General features: G+C 69.5%; 13 protein-coding genes. 6 read left to right on the top strand and 7 right to left on the bottom strand.

Annotation, left to right across the window (positions count from 1 at the left end; translation table 11 throughout):
- Positions 1-140 precede the first annotated feature (140 nt).
- Entirely contained in the window at positions 141-824 is a 684-nt protein-coding gene (locus ASG04_RS14650; RefSeq protein WP_056125681.1) for a hypothetical protein, read from the bottom strand.
- A gap of 25 nt (positions 825-849) precedes the next feature.
- The gene (locus ASG04_RS14645) at positions 850-2,469 is read right to left on the bottom strand and encodes an MFS transporter (protein WP_235515553.1); all 1,620 of its coding nucleotides are present in this window, start codon (positions 2,467-2,469) and stop codon (positions 850-852) included.
- 105 nt (positions 2,470-2,574) lie between these two features.
- On the opposite strand from ASG04_RS14645, the gene ASG04_RS14640 reads away from it, so the two are divergent.
- Together ASG04_RS14640 and ASG04_RS17500 are read left to right on the top strand one after the other, a co-directional pair.
- The gene (locus tag ASG04_RS14640) at positions 2,575-3,507 is read left to right on the top strand and encodes an NADP-dependent oxidoreductase (protein WP_056125676.1); all 933 of its coding nucleotides are present in this window, start codon (positions 2,575-2,577) and stop codon (positions 3,505-3,507) included.
- A 76-nt stretch (positions 3,508-3,583) separates the two neighbouring features.
- On the top strand, positions 3,584-4,738 hold the full coding sequence (locus ASG04_RS17500; protein ID WP_056125675.1) for a hypothetical protein: 1,155 nt from the start codon (positions 3,584-3,586) through the stop codon (positions 4,736-4,738).
- Between the two features lie 6 nt (positions 4,739-4,744).
- Here the strand turns inward: ASG04_RS17500 and ASG04_RS14630 are convergent, their stop codons facing one another.
- From ASG04_RS14630 to ASG04_RS14610, 5 genes are all read right to left on the bottom strand, one after another.
- On the bottom strand, positions 4,745-5,371 hold the full coding sequence (locus ASG04_RS14630; RefSeq protein WP_056125673.1) for a response regulator transcription factor: 627 nt from the start codon (positions 5,369-5,371) through the stop codon (positions 4,745-4,747).
- Entirely contained in the window at positions 5,368-6,579 is a 1,212-nt protein-coding gene (locus ASG04_RS14625; protein WP_162241731.1) for a sensor histidine kinase, read from the bottom strand. The genes ASG04_RS14630 and ASG04_RS14625 overlap by 4 nt, the downstream gene beginning before the upstream one ends.
- Positions 6,580-6,632: 53 nt before the next feature.
- Positions 6,633-7,430 carry an ABC transporter permease gene (locus ASG04_RS14620; RefSeq protein ID WP_082518230.1) on the bottom strand — a complete coding sequence of 266 codons (798 nt, stop codon included), beginning with the start codon at positions 7,428-7,430 and terminating at the stop codon, positions 6,633-6,635.
- Positions 7,431-7,435: 5 nt separating this feature from the next.
- Positions 7,436-8,275, bottom strand: coding sequence for an ABC transporter ATP-binding protein (locus ASG04_RS14615; RefSeq protein WP_056125667.1), 840 nt, complete (start codon positions 8,273-8,275; stop codon positions 7,436-7,438).
- Between the two features lie 190 nt (positions 8,276-8,465).
- A complete protein-coding gene (locus ASG04_RS14610) occupies positions 8,466-9,239 on the bottom strand; it encodes an SDR family NAD(P)-dependent oxidoreductase (RefSeq protein ID WP_056125665.1) in 774 nt (257 codons plus the stop codon).
- A 122-nt stretch (positions 9,240-9,361) separates the two neighbouring features.
- On the opposite strand from ASG04_RS14610, the gene ASG04_RS14605 reads away from it, so the two are divergent.
- The 4 genes from ASG04_RS14605 (at position 9,362) to ASG04_RS14590 (ending at position 21,894) form a co-directional block, all read left to right on the top strand.
- The gene (locus tag ASG04_RS14605) at positions 9,362-10,306 is read left to right on the top strand and encodes an AraC family transcriptional regulator (RefSeq protein ID WP_056125663.1); all 945 of its coding nucleotides are present in this window, start codon (positions 9,362-9,364) and stop codon (positions 10,304-10,306) included.
- A 385-nt stretch (positions 10,307-10,691) separates the two neighbouring features.
- Positions 10,692-14,747 (top strand): protein kinase domain-containing protein, encoded by a 4,056-nt coding sequence (locus tag ASG04_RS14600; RefSeq protein WP_056125661.1) that lies wholly within the window; start codon positions 10,692-10,694, stop codon positions 14,745-14,747.
- Entirely contained in the window at positions 14,744-18,313 is a 3,570-nt protein-coding gene (gene pglX / locus ASG04_RS14595) for a BREX-2 system adenine-specific DNA-methyltransferase PglX (RefSeq protein ID WP_056125659.1), read from the top strand. Before ASG04_RS14600 ends, pglX begins: the two co-directional genes overlap by 4 nt.
- Positions 18,310-21,894, top strand: a complete 3,585-nt coding sequence (locus tag ASG04_RS14590; protein ID WP_056125657.1) for a hypothetical protein — start codon at positions 18,310-18,312, stop codon at positions 21,892-21,894. The genes pglX and ASG04_RS14590 overlap by 4 nt, the downstream gene beginning before the upstream one ends.
- Position 21,895 lies beyond the last annotated feature (1 nt).

The raw sequence follows: 21,895 nt of genomic DNA, 5'->3' as shown, positions 1-21,895 counted from the left end.
ACCTTGTGGGAGAGTAGGACGCCGCCGGACTCAACGTTGGTAACACCAGGGAACCCCTGACCAGTACTGGTCAGGGGTTTTCTGCGTTCACCGGACGGCTTCCGCCGGCGTCGATCAGCCAGCCACGAGCCTCCAGTCCGTCATTCGTCGTCGGCGACGCCGTGCACCTCGACGATCGCGAAGGCGGCGGTCGCGGCCCCGATGCGTCCCGCCAGTTGCTCCGCATCCCTGTGGAACGACATGCGATCCGTTTCGTCCGTCCAGCCGGTCTCTGATGAGGAGCTGCGCTCCCATCGGTCGAACCACGCTCGGAGATCCGCCACGAGGTCGTCGGGGAGTGCGAGCTCCCAGGGCTCGAGGGGGCCGTCAGGACCCCAGAGCGGCCATGTCACCCCGTACTCGGGCATCAGGCGGATGGTGATGCGCTCTGCCGGGTGCGTCGCAGGACGGCGCATGAGGCGGGCGTTCTTGCGGCGCTCTGCGTGATCGAGTTCGTCGGCGCGGGCCGTTGCAGTCGGGTTGGCCTCGATCGCGGTGAAGCGCCAGGTGAACGGCGAGGAGTCGTCCTCGGCTTCATCCGGGAAGAGGTTGGGCTCGTCGGTGAGCGGCCAGAGTGACTGCACCGTGAAGGTCTCATCGCTGGAGGGATCCCGGAACAGCCCGCCACCGTGCGACCATCGCGGCGTGTTCGGCACCCGCACGAGTCGGCGACCGGTGTGCGCCATCGTCGCGGTGTGCCATGAGCGCGAGAAGTGCACGACGGCTTGGACCTCGGGGGCGTCGCTGTCGGGCCAGGGCATCACCTGGAGCAGACGCGTGTGCATCCGGCGATCGTACGCCGGGGCTGGATCAGTCGCTGGCCGTCGTGACCTGGTTCGAGTGCGACTCAGGCGCTTCGTCATTGCGACGCGGGGCCTTCAGCCTCAGGGTCGCGCCGAGCCCGATCACGAGGAAGCCGGCGGCCGAGAACGCTGCGGCGCGGGTGCCGTCCGAGAAGGCGACGGCCGCGGCGTCGCGGGTGTCTCCGGTGAGTGACCCGATCGCACCGCCCGAGGACTGCACGACGGCGTCAGCGACCTTCGATGCCGCGGTTGCGGGTGCGCCGGCGTCCTGCAGGCGGTGCTCGAGGACGGTGCCCGTGGAGGTGAAGAGGACGGTGCCGAGGACCGCGATGCCGAGTGCCGAACCGATCTGGCGGGCAGTGCTCTGGGCACCGGAGGCCTCGCCGCTGCGTTCGACGGGGACGTCCTGCAGCACGACGCCGGTCAGCTGCGCGGTCGCGAGGCCGACGCCGAAGCCGTAGACGAACAGGCAGGGGACGATCGCCCACCACGCTGTCGTGGCGCTGATGACGACGCCGATCGCCGCGACACCGAGGATCTCGGCGCCGATGCCCATGCGCACGATGGGCAGGGCTCCGACGCGCTGGCCGACGGTCGCGGCGAACCCGCTCGCGACGAACGAGCCGATGGCCAGGGCCAGCAGGACGAAGCCGGTCTGCAGCGCCGAGTAGCCGAGGACGTTCTGGAGCCAGAGCGGGAGCGACAGGATGATGCCGAACTCGCCGAGCGACACGATGAGCGCGGCGATGGAGCCGTTGCGGAACGAGCCGATGCGGAACAGGTCGAGGGCGATGAGCGCCGAGCGGCCAGAGCGCTGGCGGCGGAGGGACCAGCGGACGAACGCGACACCAGCCACGACGGCGACCAGGAACGCGATCGGGATCGGCGAGATGCCCCTCGACCAGGACCAGTCGCCGATGGTCAGCGGGGTCGACGACGGTGTCCACCAGCCGTAGGTCCGACCCTCGATGAGGCCGAACACTAGGGTGGCGCTCGCGACGACGGAGAGCACCGCCCCGACGACGTCGATGCGGCCCGCGTGCTCGGCGTCCTTCGACTCCTGCACGGCGTACACGAGCCCGATCAGGATGACGGCGACGATCGGCACGTTGATGCCGAAGGCCCAGCGCCACGAGAAGTCGGTCGTCAGCCAGCCTCCGAGTAGCGGACCCACTGCCACCATTCCCCCGATCGTGGAACCCCAGACGGCGAAGGCGATGCCACGCTCGCGGCCGGTGAACGTCGCGTTGAGGATCGACAGCGTGGTCGGCAGGACCATGGCGCCGCCGATACCCTGCAGGATGCGCGAGACCACGAGCAGGTCGCCCGTGGGGGAGAGCGCAGCGAGGACCGACGCCACCGCGAAGACGATCACTCCCGTGGACAGCAGACGACGGCGGCCGTAGCGGTCGGCCAGGGCACCGAACACCAGGAGCAGGGCGGCGAAGACCAGCGTGTAGCTCTCCTGCACCCACTGCACGAGCGTCGAGCCGATGTCGAGGTCGGCGACGATGCTCGGGATCGCCACGTTCACGATGGTCGAGTCCACGATGATCAGCGCGACGGCGAGGCTGATCACGACGAGGCCGATCCAGCGACGGCGATCGGGTGCGGATGTGGTGCTCACGGTGGCGTCCTCCCAGGTGTTCAGCATGCTGACGATGTGACGCTACACCCCTCGCGAGGTGGAGGCGCCTGGGAACGATCCGCAGCCACCCGGTAGAACGGAGGGGTGAAGGTCGTCGGAGTACAGCAGTTCGGAGGGCCCGAGGCCCTCGCCGTCCACGAGGTACCGGAGCCGCACGCGGGAGCCGGCTCCGTCCGGATCCGGGTGCAGGCGTTCGCGGTGAACCCCACCGACACGGGCGTCCGCGCGGGGGAGCGCGACAGCTCCCAGGCGTCGGCGCCGTACGTGCCCGGGATGGACGCCGCCGGGGTCATCGACGAGGTCGGACCCGACGTGTCCGGCTGGCAGGTCGGGGACGCGGTGATGGCCATGGCGCTGCCGCTCAGCACGCACGGCGGGGCCTACGTCGAAGAACTCGTCGCCCCGGTCGGCTCGTTCACCCACATCCCGAAGGACACCTCGATCGAGCTCGCTTCGACCGTTCCGATGAACGGGTTGATGGCGATCCGCATCCTCGAGCTCGCGGGTGTGCAGCGCGGTGGGACCCTGGCCGTCACGGGCGCCGCGGGCCTGCTCGGCAACTACCTGGTGCAGCTCGCGAAGGCGGAGGGCATCACGGTCATCGCCGACGCCGCACCCAAGGACGAGGCGCTCGTGCGCTCCCTGGGGCCGGACCACATCGTGCCGCGTGGGGACGGGTTCGCGGAAGCCGTGCGGGCGATCGTGCCCGAGGGCGTCGACGCACTCGCCGACGCTGCTGTGCAGCGCGACGTCGTCGTACCCGCCGTGCGCGACGGCGGTGCGTTCATCGACGTGCGGGGTTGGGAGGGCAACGGCGCCGAGGGGGTCCGGTTCGAGCAGGTGATGGTGTTCGGGGAGTACCGCTCGTTCGACAAGCTCGAGCGGCTGCGGCACGCGGTCGAGGGCGGCACGATCACGCCGCGGGTGGCCGAGGCGCTGCCGGCGTCCCGCGCGTCCGAGGCGCACGAGCGCCTCGAGGCCGGTGGAACGCGGGGACGGTTCGTGCTGACCTGGTGACGCTCGGGGGGATCGGCATGACACTCGGCAGGGCGCGAAGGGATGCGCCACGCGTGATCCGACGACGGATGCACCGATGACTCGGCACGTGCCGTGGGATCCCTGGCCCGACCCGCGGTGGGATGCGCTCGTCATCGTCGGGGCCCTGGTCGTCGAGATCCCGGTCGGCTGGACGGCATCGACGACGGCGAGCGGCGTGCGGCTCGACCGTGCGGACGGCGCGGTGTCGATCCGTCTCCGAGCGACGTCCGAGTCACCCGTCGAGGACGCACGTCGGGGGCTCGCAGCTGGGTCGGAGGCCGTGCTGCTGGAAGCCACGGCCGACCGGGTCCTGCTGGCGCTGCCCGAGCCCCACGACGTCGTCGTGCGCGAGCACCGGTGCGTCGACATCGCTGACGAGCGCCTCCGGATCGACGTGCAGTGCTCCGCGCAGGACTGGCCCGCGACGTCCGAGCTCGTCGACGGCCTGCTCGAGTCCCGGTGGTGCACGCTGGACACCGATGCCCAGGTCGGCCTGCCGGAGATGGTGCCCGACGGCGACACGGGGCCGGTGCTGCGATGGCGGACGGATGCCGGCGTGCTCGACCACCTCGTCCGCTTCCGTGACCGCGGCGTGGTGCCGGGCGCTGCTCGACACTCCGCGGCCGGCCGTTCCGCGCGAGAGCACGGACTGGTCGGCCGGTTCGGCGGCGTCACGGACAAGGGCGACGAGCTGGTCGGTCCGGTCCGGGAGAACGACGCGGTGCTCGCCGTCGAACGCGACGACCCGGCGCACCCGGACGTCGTCAGCCGCTGGTCGTGCTGGGTGCAGGGCCGGCGATGCGTGGTGCGCGCGGAGCAGCCGGACGGTTCGACGATGCTCGGGGTCGTGGACGTCGGTACCGTCGCGGGGCACCTGCTGGCATGGCTCTCCCCGGATCCAGCGGTCTCGATCGCCGGCGCGGACACGGTGACGATCTCGTCCGCGCAGTTCGAGGACCGTTCCGGTCCGTGCCCGAGTGACGTCGCCTGGTTCCGGGCAGCGTGGACGGCTCCGACCTGGCAGTCCGTGCGCGGATGGAGCCACGCTGCGCGCTCGGGGTTCGGGTGGCTGGGGATCGACGGTGTCGGCGTCGCGACCTGGAGCCGCGAGGGCGACAGCGTCACGCTGCGTCCCGAACGCCTGACCACCCTGCTCCGCCAGGTCATCACCACGACGAACGGGCTGGACCGGGCAGCCGTTCGGGGCTGACGGGCCTCAGCGCAGCAGGCCGAGCTCCATCGCGCGAGTCACCGCACGGGTGCGGTCGTTGACGCCGAGCTTCTCGAACACGTGGCCGAGGTGCGTCTTCACCGTGGTCTCGCTGAGGAACAGGCTGCGGCCGATCGCGGGGTTGCTGTTGCCCTGCGCGACGAGTCGGAGGACGTCGAGCTCGCGCGGGGTCAACGACGGCCCGGTCGGCACCGACCCCGTGGCGCGGCGGACCAGGGCAGCCGCGGCCGACGGGGCGAGGGCGGTCTCCCCACGCGCGGTGGCACGGACGCCGGCGAGGATCTCGGACTCGGGCGCGGCCTTGAGCAGGTAGCCCGTGGCCCCGGCCTCGATGGCGGCGAGGATCTGGTCGTCGGACTCGTAGGTGGTCAGGATGAGCACGCGGACGCCCGGATCGACCCCGAGGATCTCGGCCGTCGCGGCGGCGCCGTCGAGCAGCGGCATCCGCAGGTCCATGAGCACGACGTCCGGACGCTCGGCAAGCGCGACCGAGACCGCCGCGGCACCGTCGCTGGCCTGACCGACGACCTGGACGTCGTCGGCGTCCTGCAACAGCGCGACGATGCCGGATCGGACGATCGGGTGGTCGTCGGCGACCACCACGCGGATCACGGGGTCACCTGCGGCACGGGGCGTCCGGCCGAGAGCGGGGCGGACGGGAGGGCCGGTGCGGGTGCCGACGGCAGGGTCGCCTGGACGACGGTGCCGGCTCCGGGAGCGCTGGTGATCCGGCAGGTACCGCCCGCCAGGGCGAGGCGGTCGCGGAGCCCCCGCAGCCCGTGACCCGCGGCCGGGAGCGACGGGTCGAAGCCGACGCCGTCGTCCTGCACCGACAGGACCGTCTGTTCGGGGGTGTGGTGCAGCTCGAGGTGCACCGCGGTGGCACCGGCGTGGGCGCGGACGTTGCCCAGGGCCTCTTGCGCCACACGGAGCAACACCACCTGGGCATCGCGGTCGAGCGCGCAGTCGGGAGCATCGACGGTGACGGCCGTGCCGGTCTCGCGCGTGTGCCGCTCGCCGAGTCGGTGGAGTGCCCCGCCGAGGCTGTCGCGGGGAACGCCTGCCGCGCCGGCAGCGATGAGCGCGCGCGATTCTTCGAGTGCGGCACGTGCGGACTCTTCGAGCACGACCAGGCGTTCCTCGAGGGCGTCGGTGCGATGGCCGGCGAGGTCGCTCTGCGCGCGCTCGGTGAGCATGACGATGCCGGCCAGGTTCTGCGCGACGGTGTCGTGGATCTCGCGCGCCAGACGCTCGCGTTCGCTGGTCACGCCCGCGTGCCGGTTCGCCTCGGCCAGGGAGGCCTGCGTCGCGCGGAGTTCGTCGATCAGCTGGCGGCGCTCGTCGGACAGGTGCGCGATCCGGGTGATCCAGAGCCCGAGTGCGCAGGCACCCACGATGCTGACCCCCTCGATCAGCAGGGTGCTCACCAGTTCGTCCGGGCCGGAGGCGATCTGCAGCCCGACCCCGGACGCGATGCCGATCAGCACCGAGACCACGACCGAGGTGCGGAGCCGGTCGAGCTGGCACCAGGCCACCGGGTACAGGATGCACTGCACGAACGCGGTGCTCGGGGCCACCGCGGGGAGCACCAGTGCGGCGACGACCAGCAGCGGTACGAAGGCGGCAGCGGCACGCGGGCTGTCGTACCCGCGCCAGCCGTACGATGCGTAGGCCACGGCGAGGACACCGAGCATCGCGAACGCCGGCCACCTGGTCGACCACGGCGACCACCCGAGCAGCGTGATGACCGCGACCATGGCCACCGTGACGGCGAAGGCCACGTGCAGGCCCCAGTTGCGGTGCGCGGTGATGCGGTCCATGCCGACAGCATCCCACCGCCCGGTGCCGCTCCGACCGTTGTCCACAGGCACGATCACGCGTCCTTGCGGTTCCATCGGAACGTGAGCAGGCAGGCCACCGTGCCCAGGACCAGCCATCCGACCATCACGAGCGTGCCCAGGAGGAGCTGCCACGAGCCTCCCGGCTCAGCGGACGCGAACGCGTCGGGCAGGAAGACGGACCGCATGCCGGACGCCATCCACCGCAGGGGGAAGACCGACGCGACGTTCTGCAACCAGCTGGGCAGCTGTGTGAAGGGGAGGTAGACGCCGGAGATGAACTGCAGCACCAGGACGATCGGGACGATCGTGGCGGTGGCGCGGCGGCCCTCCCGGGGGAGTGCGGAGATCGCGATGCCGAGGACACAACTGGTGGCGATGCCCAGGATCATGATGCCCGCGAACCGGGCCCAGAGGGCCGGGTCGGTGGGCAGGTCGACGCCGAAGACCAGGCTGGCGATCGCCAGCAGCAGGGCGGTCTGGATGACGGTCGTCACCAGGACCATGCCGATCTTGCCGACGAAGTAGCTCAGGACCGGCAGGGGTGTGCCGCCCAGTCGCTTGAGTGTGCCGTCGCTGCGCTCGCCGGCGATGTCGACGCCGAGGGACTGGGTGCCCGACAGCAGGATGCCCGTCGCGACCAGACCCGGCAGGTAGTACGTCGCGTAGTCGACGCTGACGTTCGGGCCGGCCTGGATGTCTGCGGCGCTGCTGAAGGCGACCGAGAACAGCGACAGCATGATGATCGGGAACAGGAACGTGAAGAACACCGAGTCCGGTGCGCGGAAGTACGAGCGGATCTCGTAGCTGATGCGGGCGGCGCCCGTGGTCATCGCGGTCATCGTGTGCTCACCATCTCGAGGTAGACCGTCTCGAGGGAGGGGCGGATGACCTCGAGGTCGTGCATCGGTTCCGTGCTGCTGCGGATCAGTCGTGCGGCGTCGTCGGTGCGCTCCTCGTGCTCGGCACCCGAGTCGTCGCGCCACCGGATGCGGGGTGTGCGGGCCTCGGAGCCGCCGAGCTCGTCGATCGGGGCGATGTCGAGTAGTCGGCCGTCGGCGATGACCGCCGCCCGGTCGGCGAGCTGCGCGGCCTCGTCGAGGTAGTGCGTGGTCAGCAGGATCGTCGTGCCCTCCGCCTGCACCTGGCGGAGCAGGTCCCAGAACTGGCGCCGTGCCTCCGGGTCGAAGCCCGTGGTCGGTTCGTCGAGGAACAGGACCTCGGGGCGGCCGATGATGCCGAGGGCGACGTCGACGCGGCGGCGCTGGCCGCCGGACAGGCGTGCGACGCGGGTGGTGCGCTGGGACTCGAGCCCGACGGCGGCGATGAGCTCGTCGACGTCGCGGTGCCGGGGGTAGAGCTTGGCGAAGTGGACCAGCTGCTCGACGACCGTGACGTTCGGGGACTCGCCGCTGGTCTGCAGGACCATGCCGACGCGGGCGTTGTGGCTGCGGCTGGTGCGGGCCGGGTCGTGGCCGAGGACGCTGACGTCGCCGGACGTGCGGGAGCGGTACCCCTCGAGGATCTCGACGGTGGTGGACTTGCCGGCGCCGTTCGGGCCGAGGAGGGCGAAGGTCTCGCCGGCCTCGATCGAGAAGCTCACGTCGTCGACGGCGACCTTGCCGGTCGCGTACTGCTTGCTGAGGTGACGGACCTCGATGGCGGGGGTGTCGGGCATGCCTTCAGCCTGGCCGGGTTCTGGGCGCGGGGGATCGGTGGGGGCGGTGGAGGTGGGTCCTCCGATCGGGGGATGCGACCGACACGACAATGGGCGCCGGACGCGCGGAGCCGCGGGACCTCCGCAGGGGCGGACTGGAGGCTCGGTGCACGACCGGCACCGAGCCTCCAGTCCGGCCTGTGGTCGCCGCTCAGGCGAGCCGCGTCGACGCGATCCCGCCGTCGACGTCGATCGTGCCGCCCGTGACGAACGCAGCCTGGTCTGAGACCACCCACCGGACGGCGCGCGCGATGTCGACCGGCTGCACCGGCCGCCCGGCCGGAGTGCCCTGCGTCATCGCCGCGAGGACTTCGGCCGAGTCCGCGTTGCCCGGCGTCGCCGTTGCGCCCGGCGCGACGGTCACGACCCGGATCCCGCGGTGGCCGTACTCGGCTGCCCAGGCCCGGGTGAGCTGCTCGACCGCGGCCTTCGTCGCGGGGTAGAGGGCCATGAAGGGGACGCCGACGCGCGCCATCCACGAGCCGATGTTCACGATGTGGCCGCCTCCGCGCTCCGTCATGCCGGGGGCGAGTGCAGCGACGAGGACGTGGGGCGCCCGGATGTTCGTCGCGAGCAGGGCGTCGACGGTGTCGTCGGACAGCGATTCGGTCGGGCCGCCGGGGTAGAGGCCGGCGTTGTTCACGAGGACGTCGACGCTACCGCCGAGCTGGTCGAGCGCGTCGGCTGCGAAGGCTCGGATCTCCGCGGCGCTGGCGGAGAGGTCGGCGGTGAGCGCGACGGCCCGGCCGCCCTGGCGCTCGATGTCGGCGGCGACCGCGCGGGTGCGCTGCTCGTCGCGGCCGTGGACGGCGACGGTCAGGCCGTCGGCGGCGAGTTCGCGGGCGATGGCCTCGCCGATGCCGCTCGAGGCGCCGGTCACCAGGGCGGTGCGGGGGACGGTCTGGTCATTCGGTGCAGTGGTCATGTGTCGATGTTCCGGCCGACGGCGGGTGCGCACCTTGCCCGGATCCGCGAGGACCTTGCCGGATCCCGCGCCGGGGCATCGAGCCGCTCATCGAGACGATCAACGGTGGGTAGGTTGGCGACATGGACGACCGGATCGCGCAGCACCTGGACCGCGCTGCGGCGATCGCGTCGGCGCACGCGGCTGTGGTCGGCAGCGACCACCACGCGGCGATCGCCCGCATCGGATCGGCGCACCACGCCGAGACCCTGGGGCTGACCGTGTCGCGGGTGCACGAGCCGACCGGACTGTTCGACCGCCGGTACGTGCCGTCACTGTCGGTGGTGCTGCGCGGGCGGAAGCGCTCCATCGTCGGGGACGACGACCAGGTGTGGGGCCGCGAGCGGTTCATCATCACACCCGTGGACCTGCCTGTCGTCGCCGGGGTGGTCGACACCGCGGGGGAGGACGGCTTCGTCTCGGCGGTGTGGCGGCTCGACCCGGCCGTCGTCGGCGAGGTCGTCGCGTCGATGTCCGTGCCCGCCGTTGCCCTGGCGGCACCGGTACCGCGGCTCGGGAGCTGGACGGAGCCCCTCGCGGATGCATTCGCCCGATTGCTCGGGCTGCTCGACGCGCCGGAGGACATCCCGGTGCTGTTCCCCCTGGTCTCGCGGGAGATCGTGCTGCGGCTGCTGCAGACCTCGCAGGCGCCGCGGATCATGGCGGCGCTCGACGGGACCGGTCCCTCGGTGGTGGCCGGGGCGACAGCGCTGCTCACCGGGCGGATGGAGGAGCCCTGGTCGATGGACAGGCTCGCGCGGACGTTGCGGGTGAGTGAGTCGACGCTGTTCGCCCGGTTCAAGGAGGCGACCGGCATGACGCCGGCGCAGTACCTCAAGAAGACGCGGTTGGCGGAGGCACGGCGCCGGATGGTCGTGCACGGGGACACCGCGGCGCGGGCTGCGGCTGCGGTGGGGTTCCGGAGTGCGTCGCACTTCTCGCGGGATTACCGGGAGGCGTACGGGCGGCCGCCCGCGGCCGATGCGGTGGTGACGCGGGCGCAGTTGGCTTTGGCGACGGCGGTGTAGGTGCGGGGGTGGGACGGGGCGGACTGGATGAGCGCGCCTACCGAATGGGGCGAGGCACGCGGTTCTCTGAGCGCTTCGGCATCAAGCGCGGCGGCTACGATGACTGCATCGATCCTGACCTGACGATCGACGCGTGCCTTTTCGGGGACCCCCTCCTGCTCCTCGAAGCAGGCGAATAACTCACTGCCAAGCACGAGGTCGAGCAGAGGCGTGATCTGGTGGAAGAAGATTCAGACCGCTCATAAGAGAGGCGCTGAGGCCGCTGCTCGAAAGTGTGAATAGCAGATTCGATAGGATCTTGATCGCCGCACTCCGAAGCGTAAGACGCCGGCGGGGTGGAGTGGTTGAGACTTCGGGACGACGGCTAGCGTGAGAGGAGGATGATTTGCGGGAGGACTCGGGGCTGTGGCGGGTGATGGGCGACCCCGCGCAAGCGCAGGAGGCTGCCGCGCTCGCCAGGATTAAGGAGCTCTTGCCCGACGACGGGATCGCCCGCGCTTGGGTGAACGTCACCTTCACTGACACGGACGGGCGTCTCAATGAGGTCGACGCGCTGGTCGTTACCCGCTCCGGACTGCTCTTGGTCGAGCTGAAAGGCTGGCACGGCCTGATCGGCGGCGATCAGACCACTTGGCACCACAACGGGCGAGCCGTGGACAACCCGCGGAAGCTTGCCAATGCGAAGGCAAAACGACTGGCCTCAGTCCTGAAAGATCTCGCCCACGCCGCCCGTCTTCCGAGCGGCGCCGTCCCGTATGTGGCGGAGGCTGTCATCCTCCATGAGGACCCGCAGGTGCGTCTCGACCAGTACGGTGTCGAGTCGGTGTGGGCGCTCGATGGCTACAACGTCCGCGGGCTGGGCCAGGGAAAGAAGTTCTCCGACCTGCTCGCCCGTGCCCCACGGCGCGCCCTAATCGACCGGGCTCAGGCGAACAACATCGATCGCCTTATGGAGGCCGCTGGCCTAATGCCGCGGGCTCGTCAGCGGATGATCGGTGAGTACGCGCTCAACTCCGGCGAGCCGCTTGACGAGGGTCCTGGCTGGCAGGACTTCCTCGTCACGCATCCACGCACGAAGCTGCAGCGCCGTATCCGGCTCTTCCCGTACCCGAAGGGCGCATCGCGCGATGTCCGCGCCGCCGTCGACCTGAGGGCGGCCCGCGAGATGCGTCTCACCGACGGCATCCGGCACGACGGCATCGTCGGCCCTGCCGAAACGTTCTTCCCTGAGGAGGGAGCCGCCCTCGTCTTCCCCTTCGACGCTCACGAGGTAAGCCTCGCGGCGTACATGCAGCAGCATGAGGATCTGAGCTTCGAGGCCCGGGATCGCCTCGTGCAGGACCTCGCCGAGCTGGTCCGTTTCGCCCACGGACAGCGGCTAACCCATCGTGCGCTCTCTCCACTCAGTGTCCGGGTTCGTGCGACGGGCGGGACGACGACCCTGCGCATCCGAGACTGGGACCTCGCCCGCCGTCCCGCTCCCAGCACCTCGACGTCGACCGAAGTCGGACGGGGCCTCACCGACGTCGCCGCGGCGGTCGATGGTGAAGTGCATCTCTACCTGGCGCCGGAGACCCAGCGCGGGCAGACGCCGGCTTCACCGCAGACCCTCGACGTCTACGGCGTGGGAGCGGTTGCGTACCTGATCTTTACGGGGAAGCACCCGGCAGTGAATTTTGCTGCGCTACAGGGTTTGGTCACGTCTCAGGCTACCGGGCTCGACCCGCGCGCCATCATGCCCGAAATTCCCGACATGTACGCCCAATTGGTGCGGGACGCGGCCGCGTTTCGCGAGCTGGACCGCACGCTCGACATCGGCGACTTTCTGGTGCAACTCGCGGCTGCCCGCGTGTACGAGCGTGGTGACGCCGAACCAGTACCCGCGCTGACCGATCCGCTGGACGCCGCGGAGGGGGAGATCGTCGGTGACCGCTTCGAGATCGTCCGCCGCCGCGGGTCTGGCTCGACGGGCGTGGCACTCGAGGTCGCGGACTACGAAAGCGGACGCGAAGGCGTGATCCTGAAGCTCGCGAAGGATGACACGGCGGCGGCGCGGCTCGCCGTCGAGGCCGACGTGCTGCAGCGACTGGACAGCCCGCGGATCGTCAAGCACCTCGACGGGCCGCTCACGGTCGGCACTCGGCAGGGTCTGCTGATGACCGATGCGGGCGAGGAGACGCTCGCCGACCGCATCCGCATCGAGGGCAAGGCGACAATCGAGCAGCTCGAGCGCTACGGATCCGACCTCTTTGAGGCGGTCGCGCACCTCGACAGTCGGGGCGTGTTCCATCGCGATATCAAGCCGTCGAACCTCGCTATCAAGCCCGATCCCGGCAGCCGCAGGCCTCGCCTGACACTCTTCGACTTCTCGCTCGCCGACGAGCCACTGACGAACATTCGCTCCGGCTCGAGCGCCTACCTCGACCCCTACCTCGGCCACGGTGGCCGCGCGCAGTACGACAGCGCCGCGGAACGATTCTCGATCGCCGCGACGCTGTTCGAGCTGGCGACCGGTGACCCGATCTGGTGGAGCGACGGCGACGCACCGAGCAGCGCGACAGACGCACCGGTGGTGCAGGCGACCATGTTCGACCCCGCGGTCGCGGAGGGTCTCGGGCGCTTCTTCACCGCGGCACTCGCTCCCGCGAACGCCGACCGGCACCCGTCCCTGGACGCCATGCACCTAGCGTGGACGTCCGCACTCGCTGGGGCGACGGTCGGTGTCGATGATGCCGCAGCGAACGAGTCGCTAGCGGGCGCCGCGACGCTTGACACGTCGCTGCGCGAATCGGGTCTCAGCGCCCGCGCCCTCTCCGCGTTGGCGCGCGTCCCGGCGACAACGATTGGCGAGCTGCTCGGCGTGCCACCGATGACGATCAATCAGCTCCGCGGTCTCGGCGAGCAGATCCGGCGGGAGATCCAGGGCCGCACCCGCCAGTGGCGACAGCGGCTTACGAAATCGGAAACGCAGACCGACGAGCCGGTGCAGGTCGGGCGTCGCCCCGTGGAGGACTTCCTCGGCGCCATCAAGTTGAAGCCGGAGGAGTCTTCGGAGGACCGCTACAAGCGGTTGAAGAAGAACGGCGCGCTGCGTTCGGCGACCGAGGACGCGGCCCGCTGGGTGCGGGACCTCGGCGGCGTCGCGACGCTGGACGAGCTGGCAATGAAGCTGCTGCGCGAGTACGGCTCGACGCTGGCGGACGACACTCGTCAGAAGGCGGCGGCGGAGGTGCTCCGCGCAGTCCTGGAGGTAGACATCCGTTCCGGCGCGTCGAAGTTCGTCTACGAGCAGTTCCGCGACCGTTCGCGGACTGTGATCGCGTACGCGCCGGACGACGGCGCGGGGCTCACGTTCGACGAGGCCGAGCTACACCTCGAGGCGCTGCATTCCGCATCCGACCTCGTGGACCAGCTGCTCGCCGAGTCGGACGTCGTCCCCGGGCCGCAGCTGCGAGAGTCGCTGCTCGGCAGCGGCATGCCGGCGCTGCGTCTCCCGGTGGCGCGGACGGCGCAGCTGGCGATCGGGTTGTCGAAGGAGGGCCGCATCTCCTCACTGGGCGAGGCGTACCGGGCGGACTTGGCGTCGACCCGCGCTGTCGAGCTGGCACTGCGCGGAGCGGCGACCCGTGAACTGGCGATCGTCACCATCGAGCACCGGGTCCGTGCCCGCTTCCCGGAGATCAGCTCGATCCCGCCGCGCCCCGACCTCGACCAGCCGGTGCGCTCGACGATGCCGTATCTGGAGTGGCGCGCGGACCTGGGCAAGTACGTGGTCCGGGCGAATGATGGCGCCTCGCTTACAGTCACCGGTTCGTCGACGACCTGGGGACGCACGGAAGCTGACCCGGCGATCGCCGCACGGCTGCGCCAGTCGATCGAAGACCGGGGCGCGCTGACCGTCGTCGTGTCCGGCCGCCAAGGTCTGCTCGCCAGTGCGCGCCGCCTCGGTCGCGAGCACGGGCTGCACGTCGTCGACCTCGCCGACCTGGCGCTCGATGCGCTGCGGACGACGGCCGTGGCGAAGAATATCCAGTGGCCGACCGTACTGCGCGCGGATGGTCAGGCGAAGGGTTCCCAGGACCGCGGGAATTTGCTTCAGCTCGCTCGGCTCGCGATCGAGCCCGCGTGGACGGAGCTGCTCGCGACACCGGAGCCTCTGCTGCTGGTGAATGCGGCGGTGGTCGCGCGCTTCGGCCTCGTCCACCTGGTCGCCGCGGTGACGGACCTTGCGACACCGCGTGCCGCCGCGCGATGGTTCCTGCTGCCGCGCCCGGCCGGAGTCAGCACGCCGGACCTCGACGGGGTGCCGTTCCCGTTCGGTGCCGACGGCCACCTGGAGCTCTCCCTCGACCACCTGCCCGCGGCCGCATCGGAAGGCGCCCGGGATATCGACCGACAGGCACCTGCGGTCGAATTCACCCGAAAGGTCCCCGCGACGTGATCGACTCCGCCGCCCTGCTCGCCGACCTGCAACGCCAGCTGAAGCTGCTGCAGACGGACCTCACCCTGCGCGCCGAAGATGAGGCAGACGCATGGGGCACTCGCCTCCGCGACGAGCACCGCCGCGCCTCCGCGCGGGAGCGCACCGGGAAAAGCTGGATCGACTGGCGCGACGGCGAGGTCGCCCAGGCGGCAGTGACCTGGATCCTCGCCTGCGTGTTCATTCGCTTCGCCGAGGACAACGACCTGCTCGCCGGGGCGAAGCGCGATGGCACGCAGGTCTCACTGCCCTGGCTGGCCGGTCCCGATGACGGACTCGACCGTGCCGTCGAGAACGAAGCGGCGTTCTACGCTGCGACCCCGACCGCGACGAGTCGTGACTGGCTGAAGGCGGCGTTCAGCGTGCTCACCGACCTGCCCGCCGGTCGTCCGCTCGTGGACCCGGACCACTCCGCCGTGTGGCACGCGCCGATCTCGGCGTCCGCGGCCGATGGGCTCCGCGATTTTTTCCGCCGCACCCGGCCGGACGGCACACTCGTTCACAACTTCAGCGACTCGGACCTCGGCACCCGCTTCCTCGGTGACCTCTACCAGGACCTCTCGGACTACGCGAAGAAGACCTACGCGCTGCTACAGACCCCCGACTTCGTCGAAGAGTTCATCCTCGACCTGACCCTCACCCCGGCCATCGCCGAGTTCGGGCTCACCGGACTGAAGCTCATCGACCCGGCGTGCGGCTCGGGGCACTTCTTGCTCGGCGCATTCGAACGGCTCGTGGCGAATTGGGCGGAAGCGGCACCCGCGGTCGACAAGGGTGCCCGTGTGCAGAAGGCGCTCGACTCCATCCACGGCGTGGACCTCAACCCCTTCGCGATCGCCATCGCCCGCTTCCGCCTCACGGTCGCCGCGCTGCGGGCATCCGGTCTCACGTCGCTCGTCGGCTCGCCTGCCTTCCGATACCACCTTGCCATCGGCGACTCGCTGCTCGGCAGCGTCAACCCGAACGCCGGCTTCGACCTCGGCGACGACGAGTACTTCGAGTACAGCGCCGAAGATCTCCGCGACTACCAAGGCATTCTGGAGCACGGCCAATACCACGTCGTCGTTGCAAACCCGCCCTACATCCAGCCGCCGGACGCGAAGCTGCGCGACACTTATAGGGCACTGTATTCGACCTGCCGTGGAAAGTACGCCCTTTCAGTGCCCTTCATGGAGCTACTGTTCCGGCTCGCAAAGCGTCCGAACGCGAGCGGCGCCGGATATGTTGGCCAAATCACCTCGAACTCCTTCATGAAGCGGGAGTTCGGCAAGAACCTCATCGAAAAGTTCCTATCCGGCGGCTTCACTGGTCTGTCGCCGGAACATGTGGACCTCAGCCACATCATTGATACTTCGGGCGCGTACATCCCTGGGCATGGCACTCCGACGGTGATCCTTGCGGGTCGCCCCCGGAAGCCGCAGTCGGATTTCGTCCGGGCGGTGCTGGGGGTGCGCGGCGAGCCTGGTCAGCCCGCGGTACCGGCTGAGGGGCTCGTGTGGCGGGACATTCTCGATCACCTTGATCAGCCAGGCTATGAAGGGCCCTATGTCTCGGTCGCGGACATGTTGCGCAGCAGCTATGCGCAGTTCCCGTGGTCGCTGTCCGGCGGCGGAACCGCGGACGTCCGAGCTCTCATCGACGGTCAAGGAGAACGGAGGTTGTCGGACGTAGTCGAGTCCATTGGATTCACTGCGATTACGGGACTCGACGATTTCCATGTGCGGAATGAACCCTCGGGATCGGCTCTATGGGAATCGATTCCGACCCGCAGCTACGTCGAAGGAGAGAGCGTCCGGGACTGGCGCGTTCAAGCCCGTCGAGTGGTTCTCGACCCATATGCAGATTCAATGAGTCGTGGTGCAACTGCAACGTATTGGCCATATCGCCGAGCGCTCAATGCGGTGATTTTTTTTGGTAAAACGCCGTCCGCCCGCGGCCATTGGTGGGGTGAGTTCGCTTTTGTTCACAACGCGAGGCTACAGGCTGAGGCCCTCATCTCCTTTGCCTTTGTCAGCACGCATAACCACTTCGTTCTTGTGAATGATCATTCGGTAATGAACAAGTCTGCCCCGGTGATTAAGCTGCCAGAGGGGGCAACTGAAGACGATCATTACGACCTGCTCGGAGTGCTCAACTCCTCTGTGGCGTGCTTTTGGCTCAAGCAGGTGAGTCACAACAAGGGAAGTACCCTCAGTCGTGACGGCGCGAGAACGACCCTGGCGCCGTGGGAGGATTTTTTTGAATTCACAGGTACGAAGCTGCAAGAGTTCCCGCTTCCGCGCGAGCGGGAACGGGACCTTGCTCGGCGCATCGACCTCGCGGCGCGAGAGCGAGACGAGTCGACGCCGAGCAATGTTCTCGCGGCGGACGGTCCTTCTGAGCTAGAGGCCGCAGAGCCGAAGTGGCGTACTTTCGGCCGGGAGATGACCTTCTTGCAAGAAGAACTCGACTGGCGGACGTATGCCGCATACGGGCTGGTGGATGCTGAGCTTGCGCCGAAGCGCCCCGACGTTGTCGCAATCGAGCCGAACGAGCGCGCGTTCGAGATCAAGCTCGCCCGGACCGTCGCGGCCGGGGAGACGAAGACAGCATGGTTCGAACGGCACGGGCGCTCTCCGCTAATAGACCTTCCAGAGGCGTGGCCGGTCTGGTATCGCGATCTCGTTGAGCGGCGCCTCGAGGCGATGGAGACGAATTCGTCTTTGCGCCTGCTGGAGCAGCCCGAATACAAGCGCCGATGGGCCGGTGCGAGCTGGGAGACGCTTGTCGCCGGCGCGATCCGCGAGGTAATTCTCGACCAGCTCGAGGCGCCTGAACTGTGGCAGGACGCCTCGGGCCGCCCGGTCGTGCGGTCCGTCGCTCAACTCGCCGACACGCTGCGCCACGACGAGCGGCTGCGGGAATTGCTCGCCATCCACACAGGCTCTCAGGACTTCGACCTCAGCACCGAGATTGGCCGGCTGATCGAGCCGGAGGCCGTTCCCGCCTTCGCACCGCAACGGTACAAATCCTCCGGGCTGGAGAAGTTCCGTTCCTGGGAGCACATCTGGGAGCTCCAGCGCGCCGAGGACCGCGGCGAGCGAGTCGACGTGCCCGTCCCGCCGAAGTACAAGCCCGTGGACTTCGTGAAGGTGTCTTACTGGTCGGCGCGTGGCAAGCTCGACGTGCCGAAGGAACGATTCATCGCCTTCCCCGGCAGCCACTACCCCGAGGACTCGACGGGGGTCTACGGCTGGGCGGGGTGGGATCACTCCGAGCGCGGCCAAGCGGTCGCTCGGCTCGCCAACCAGCTCAGTCGTGCTGGGGCATCCGACCAGCAGGTCGTGCCCCTTGTGGGGGTACTGCTCGAACTCGAACCGTGGCTGCGGCACTGGCACGATGAGATCGATCCCCGCACGGGCGTCAGTCCGGCGACGGCCGTCGCCGGGATCACCACCACACTGCTCGGCCGCCTCGGCCTCGGCAGCGACGTCGTCCTCGCCTGGCGACCGGAAGCACCCGCCCGTGGGCGGAGGAGCTCATCATGATCGAACTCACCCTCAACGCGCTGCTCCGCGACGCCATCGACCTGCCTGAGCGGGTCGAAGCCGCCGACTTCGTCATCAAGCTCGACGAGGGCGTCGCCAAGCACGCCCAGACGATCCAGGACTACGTTGTCACCGACGCCATCGCGGCGGCGGTCGGCGAGGGACTCGGGCTCGTGACCAGCTCGCTGCAGCAGCAGTCCTCCCGAGGTGCCTTCCTCGACGGCTCCTTCGGCTCCGGCAAGTCGCACTACTTAGCCGTGCTCCACCTGCTGCTCTCCGGCCACGTCCCAGCCCGGCAGATCCCCGGGCTGGAGGCCGTGGTTGCTCGGCACCTGGATACCCTGGACCGGCCGCTGCTCGTCCTCGACTACAACCTGCTCGGCGCCAGGTCGTTCGAGGATGCAATCTTCGGCGGCTACATCGCCACCGTCGCCCGCCTCCACCCCGACGCCCCCGCACCCGTGCTGCACACAAGTGACGCAGTGCTGGAGGACGCTCGTGCCGAGCGCGAGGCATACGGCGACGAGCTCTTCTTCCAGCGTCTCGGCGCCGGGGGTGACACCGGCTGGGGCGACCTGGCCGGAGAGTGGAACGCCGAGACGTTCGAGGCGGCCGCAGCCGAAGCGCCCGGCCACCCGGACCGGGACCGTCTCGTCGGCGACCTGCTTGCCAAGGTGTTCACCGGCTACGCCCGCGCCGGCGAATGGCTGCCGATGGCCGACGGACTGAAGGCCCTCGCGAACCACGCCAAGCAGCTCGGCTACCAGGGGCTCGTCTTCCTCATCGACGAGGTCGTGCTCTGGCTCGGTCAGCACCTCAGCGACCAGGTGTGGGTGGAGCGCGAAGTCGAGAAGGTCGTCATGGTCGGCGAGAACGCCGCCGCGAACCTCGCTATCCCGATCACGTCCTTCCTCGCCAGGCAACGGGCGCTCAGCGACTTCCTCGGCACAAACGTCTCCGGCGCGCAGCGAGTCGCCCAGGGGCAGCTCTTCGCCTACTGGGAGGACCGGTTCACGAAGATCAAACTGCAGGCGGCCGACCTGCCGAAGATCGTCAAGAAGCGGTTGCTGCGGCCGAAGTCGACCGCGGCCGTAGCCGTCCTCGCCGCCGCCGTCGCCGAAGTGAAGCAGGACTATGCCGCCTGGGGCTACCTCCTCGACGACGAGGTGCGGTCGGACGAGCAGTCGTTCGCCGACGTCTACCCGTTCTCACCCGCCCTCATCGACACGATGGTGGCCCTCTCCAGCCTCATGCAGCGCGAGCGCACCGCGCTGAAGCTCATGGCCGAGCTGCTCGCCGACGGGCGCGACACCCAGCTCGTCCGCGACGTCATCCCCGTCGGTGACCTCTACGAACCGGTCGCGCTCGGCGGATCCGAGCCGCTCAGCGAGGAGATGAAGCAGCACTTCCGCATCTCCCGGACCTTCTACCGGCAGAAGATGCTCCCGTACCTGCTGCGGAAGCACGGGCTGACGGAAGCCGAGGCAGCAGCACTGCCGCGCACCCACGCCTTCGTCACCGAGGATCGACTCGCGAAGACGGTCCTCATTGCTGCGCTCGCGCCCGAAGCGAAGTCGCTGACCTCCCTCACCGCCGCTAAGCTCGCCGCCCTCAACTACGGCACGATCGACGCATTCATCCCCGGAGCCGAGGCCGACCAGGCGCTCGGACTTGTGCGCGCTTGGGCCGCCGAGTTCGGCGAGATCAACGTCGGCGACGGCTCGGACCCCATCATCAGCGCCACGCTGAGCGGCGTCGACTACGACTCGATCCTGGAGCGCGTCGCCACCGAGGACAATCAGCAGACACGCCGGGAGCTCGTGCGCAAGCTCATCGCCGAGGAGCTGAGCCTCCCGCCGGAGAACCTCACCGGCCGCCAGCTCACCCACGTGTGGCGCGGCCACAAGCGCACCGTCACCGTGAAGTTCGGAAACGTGCGCGACGAGACAGACGTGCTCGACAGTGACCTCATCCACGGCGACCCGGAGTGGCGGGCCGTCATCGACTTCCCCTACGACAACGGGAGCCACAGCCCGGCCGACGACGTCGCGCGGCTGCGCAAGCTCGGCGACGGCGGACGCAGGGCGAACACCATCGCCTGGATCCCGAACTTTCTTACCGCCGCGAAGCAGGACGAGCTGGGCAAGCTGGTGCGGCTGGAGTATCTCCTGACCGGTGGACGCTTTGACCAGAACGCCGACCACCTGGCCGTGGCCGAGCGCGGACCGGCCCGGCAGACGCTCGAATCGCAGCGGCGCACCCTGCGCGATGCGATGGTGGTGGCACTCCGGCAGGCCTACGGGGTCAACACGCCCGTCGACACGAACGTCGGCAACGATCTGGGCGGCAACGAGATCTTCTCCACCCTCGCCGGGCTCACGATCGCCCCACCAGCGACCGGCACCCTCCTCACCGGATTCCGGTACGCGCTGGACACCGCCTGGGCAGACGAGTTCCCCGAGCATCCCGACCTCGGTGCCGAGGAAGTTACCGCGAGCAAGCTCAGCCCCGCGCTCAACCTGATCACGTCGACGATCGAGCAGGGCGGGCGCAGGCAAGGCCTCGCCGCCGGTGAGCAGCGCGCGGCGCGTGATCTCATTGTGCCGCTCAAGCTTGGGGCGCTGAATGAGAACGTGCTCGTCGTCGACGCAGCACACTTCGGCTGGACCGCCGATCTCGCTCGCTGGCAGGGCGAGCTCGGTGCCGGAATCACCGTCGGACAGCTGCGGTCGAAGCTCGCCCCCTGGGGCATGACCCAGCCGATGCAGGACACGGTCCTCCTCACCTGGGGACTGTTGCACAACATCGAGTTCGGCAGCGGCACCCCGGGCATCGGCTCGCTGCCGGACGCCGCGACGCCTCGGCACGCGAACCTGCCGAGCGACGCCGACTGGAAGGTCGCTCAGGGTCGTGCTGGCGCGATTTTCGGCGTGCCGCCCGAGGCGCTCCTCACCCCGCGCGCCGTCGGTCGCTTCGCACAGGCCGTCCGTCACCAGGCGACGTCGAGCAAGGTTGCTGATCTTGCGGCGCAGCTCGAAGGGAACGCCGCGACCCTCGGCATCGACGTCGCGGCAGTCACCGGGCGACTCGCCACCGCGCGTCGCGTCGGCGAGCTGGTGCGGGCACTCGGATCGTCGACGAGCGGCGACAAGGCCCTCATCGACACGCTCGTGACCTTCGACCTGCCGACCGAGCTGACGGCCCATGGCAGCGCGCATGCGTCGGCGGAGCGGCTCGCGCGGGAGCTGCAGGGGCTCAACTGGCGGGTCGTAGCCGCGGCGGCGAGCCGAGGCGACGCGGGCATTGACGCGTCCCTCCAGGCGCTTCGGGATGCGGCCGCGGTCGACGAGTCGGTCGTACCGCTTGAGCCGCGCCTGCGGGAAGTCGCCGCGAAAGCGGAGGCACTGCTCGTGCAGGCGCCGCATACACCGCGGCCTCCGCAGCCCGCACCGACCAATCCGCACGGCACCCATTTCGGTGCGCTCGCCGACCTGGGGAGCGTCCTCGCCGACCTCCGCAGCGAAATCGAGCAGGAAGCCGGCGTTGAAGGCAGCGTGACGATCAGCTGGCAGATTGACTGAC

Origin of the sequence: Curtobacterium sp. Leaf183, from assembly GCF_001424385.1 — a bacterium.
Taxonomy (GTDB): domain Bacteria; phylum Actinomycetota; class Actinomycetes; order Actinomycetales; family Microbacteriaceae; genus Curtobacterium.
Note: the sequence above shows the minus strand (reverse complement) of the source record. Positions and strands in the feature narration are given on the sequence as shown.

Bases quoted from the DNA above. Each gene is read 5' to 3' on its own strand.
- ASG04_RS14605 (WP_056125663.1), top strand. From the start codon at position 9,362: ATGGACGACCGGATCGCGCAGCACCTGGACCGCGCTGCGGCGATCGCG.
- ASG04_RS14625 (WP_162241731.1), bottom strand. From the start codon at position 6,579: ATGGACCGCATCACCGCGCACCGCAACTGGGGCCTGCACGTGGCCTTC.
- ASG04_RS14610 (WP_056125665.1), bottom strand. From the start codon at position 9,239: ATGACCACTGCACCGAATGACCAGACCGTCCCCCGCACCGCCCTGGTG.
- ASG04_RS14590 (WP_056125657.1), top strand. From the start codon at position 18,310: ATGATCGAACTCACCCTCAACGCGCTGCTCCGCGACGCCATCGACCTG.
- ASG04_RS14620 (WP_082518230.1), bottom strand. From the start codon at position 7,430: ATGACCACGGGCGCCGCCCGCATCAGCTACGAGATCCGCTCGTACTTC.
- ASG04_RS17500 (WP_056125675.1), top strand. From the start codon at position 3,584: ATGACTCGGCACGTGCCGTGGGATCCCTGGCCCGACCCGCGGTGGGAT.
- ASG04_RS14650 (WP_056125681.1), bottom strand. From the start codon at position 824: ATGCACACGCGTCTGCTCCAGGTGATGCCCTGGCCCGACAGCGACGCC.
- ASG04_RS14615 (WP_056125667.1), bottom strand. From the start codon at position 8,275: ATGCCCGACACCCCCGCCATCGAGGTCCGTCACCTCAGCAAGCAGTAC.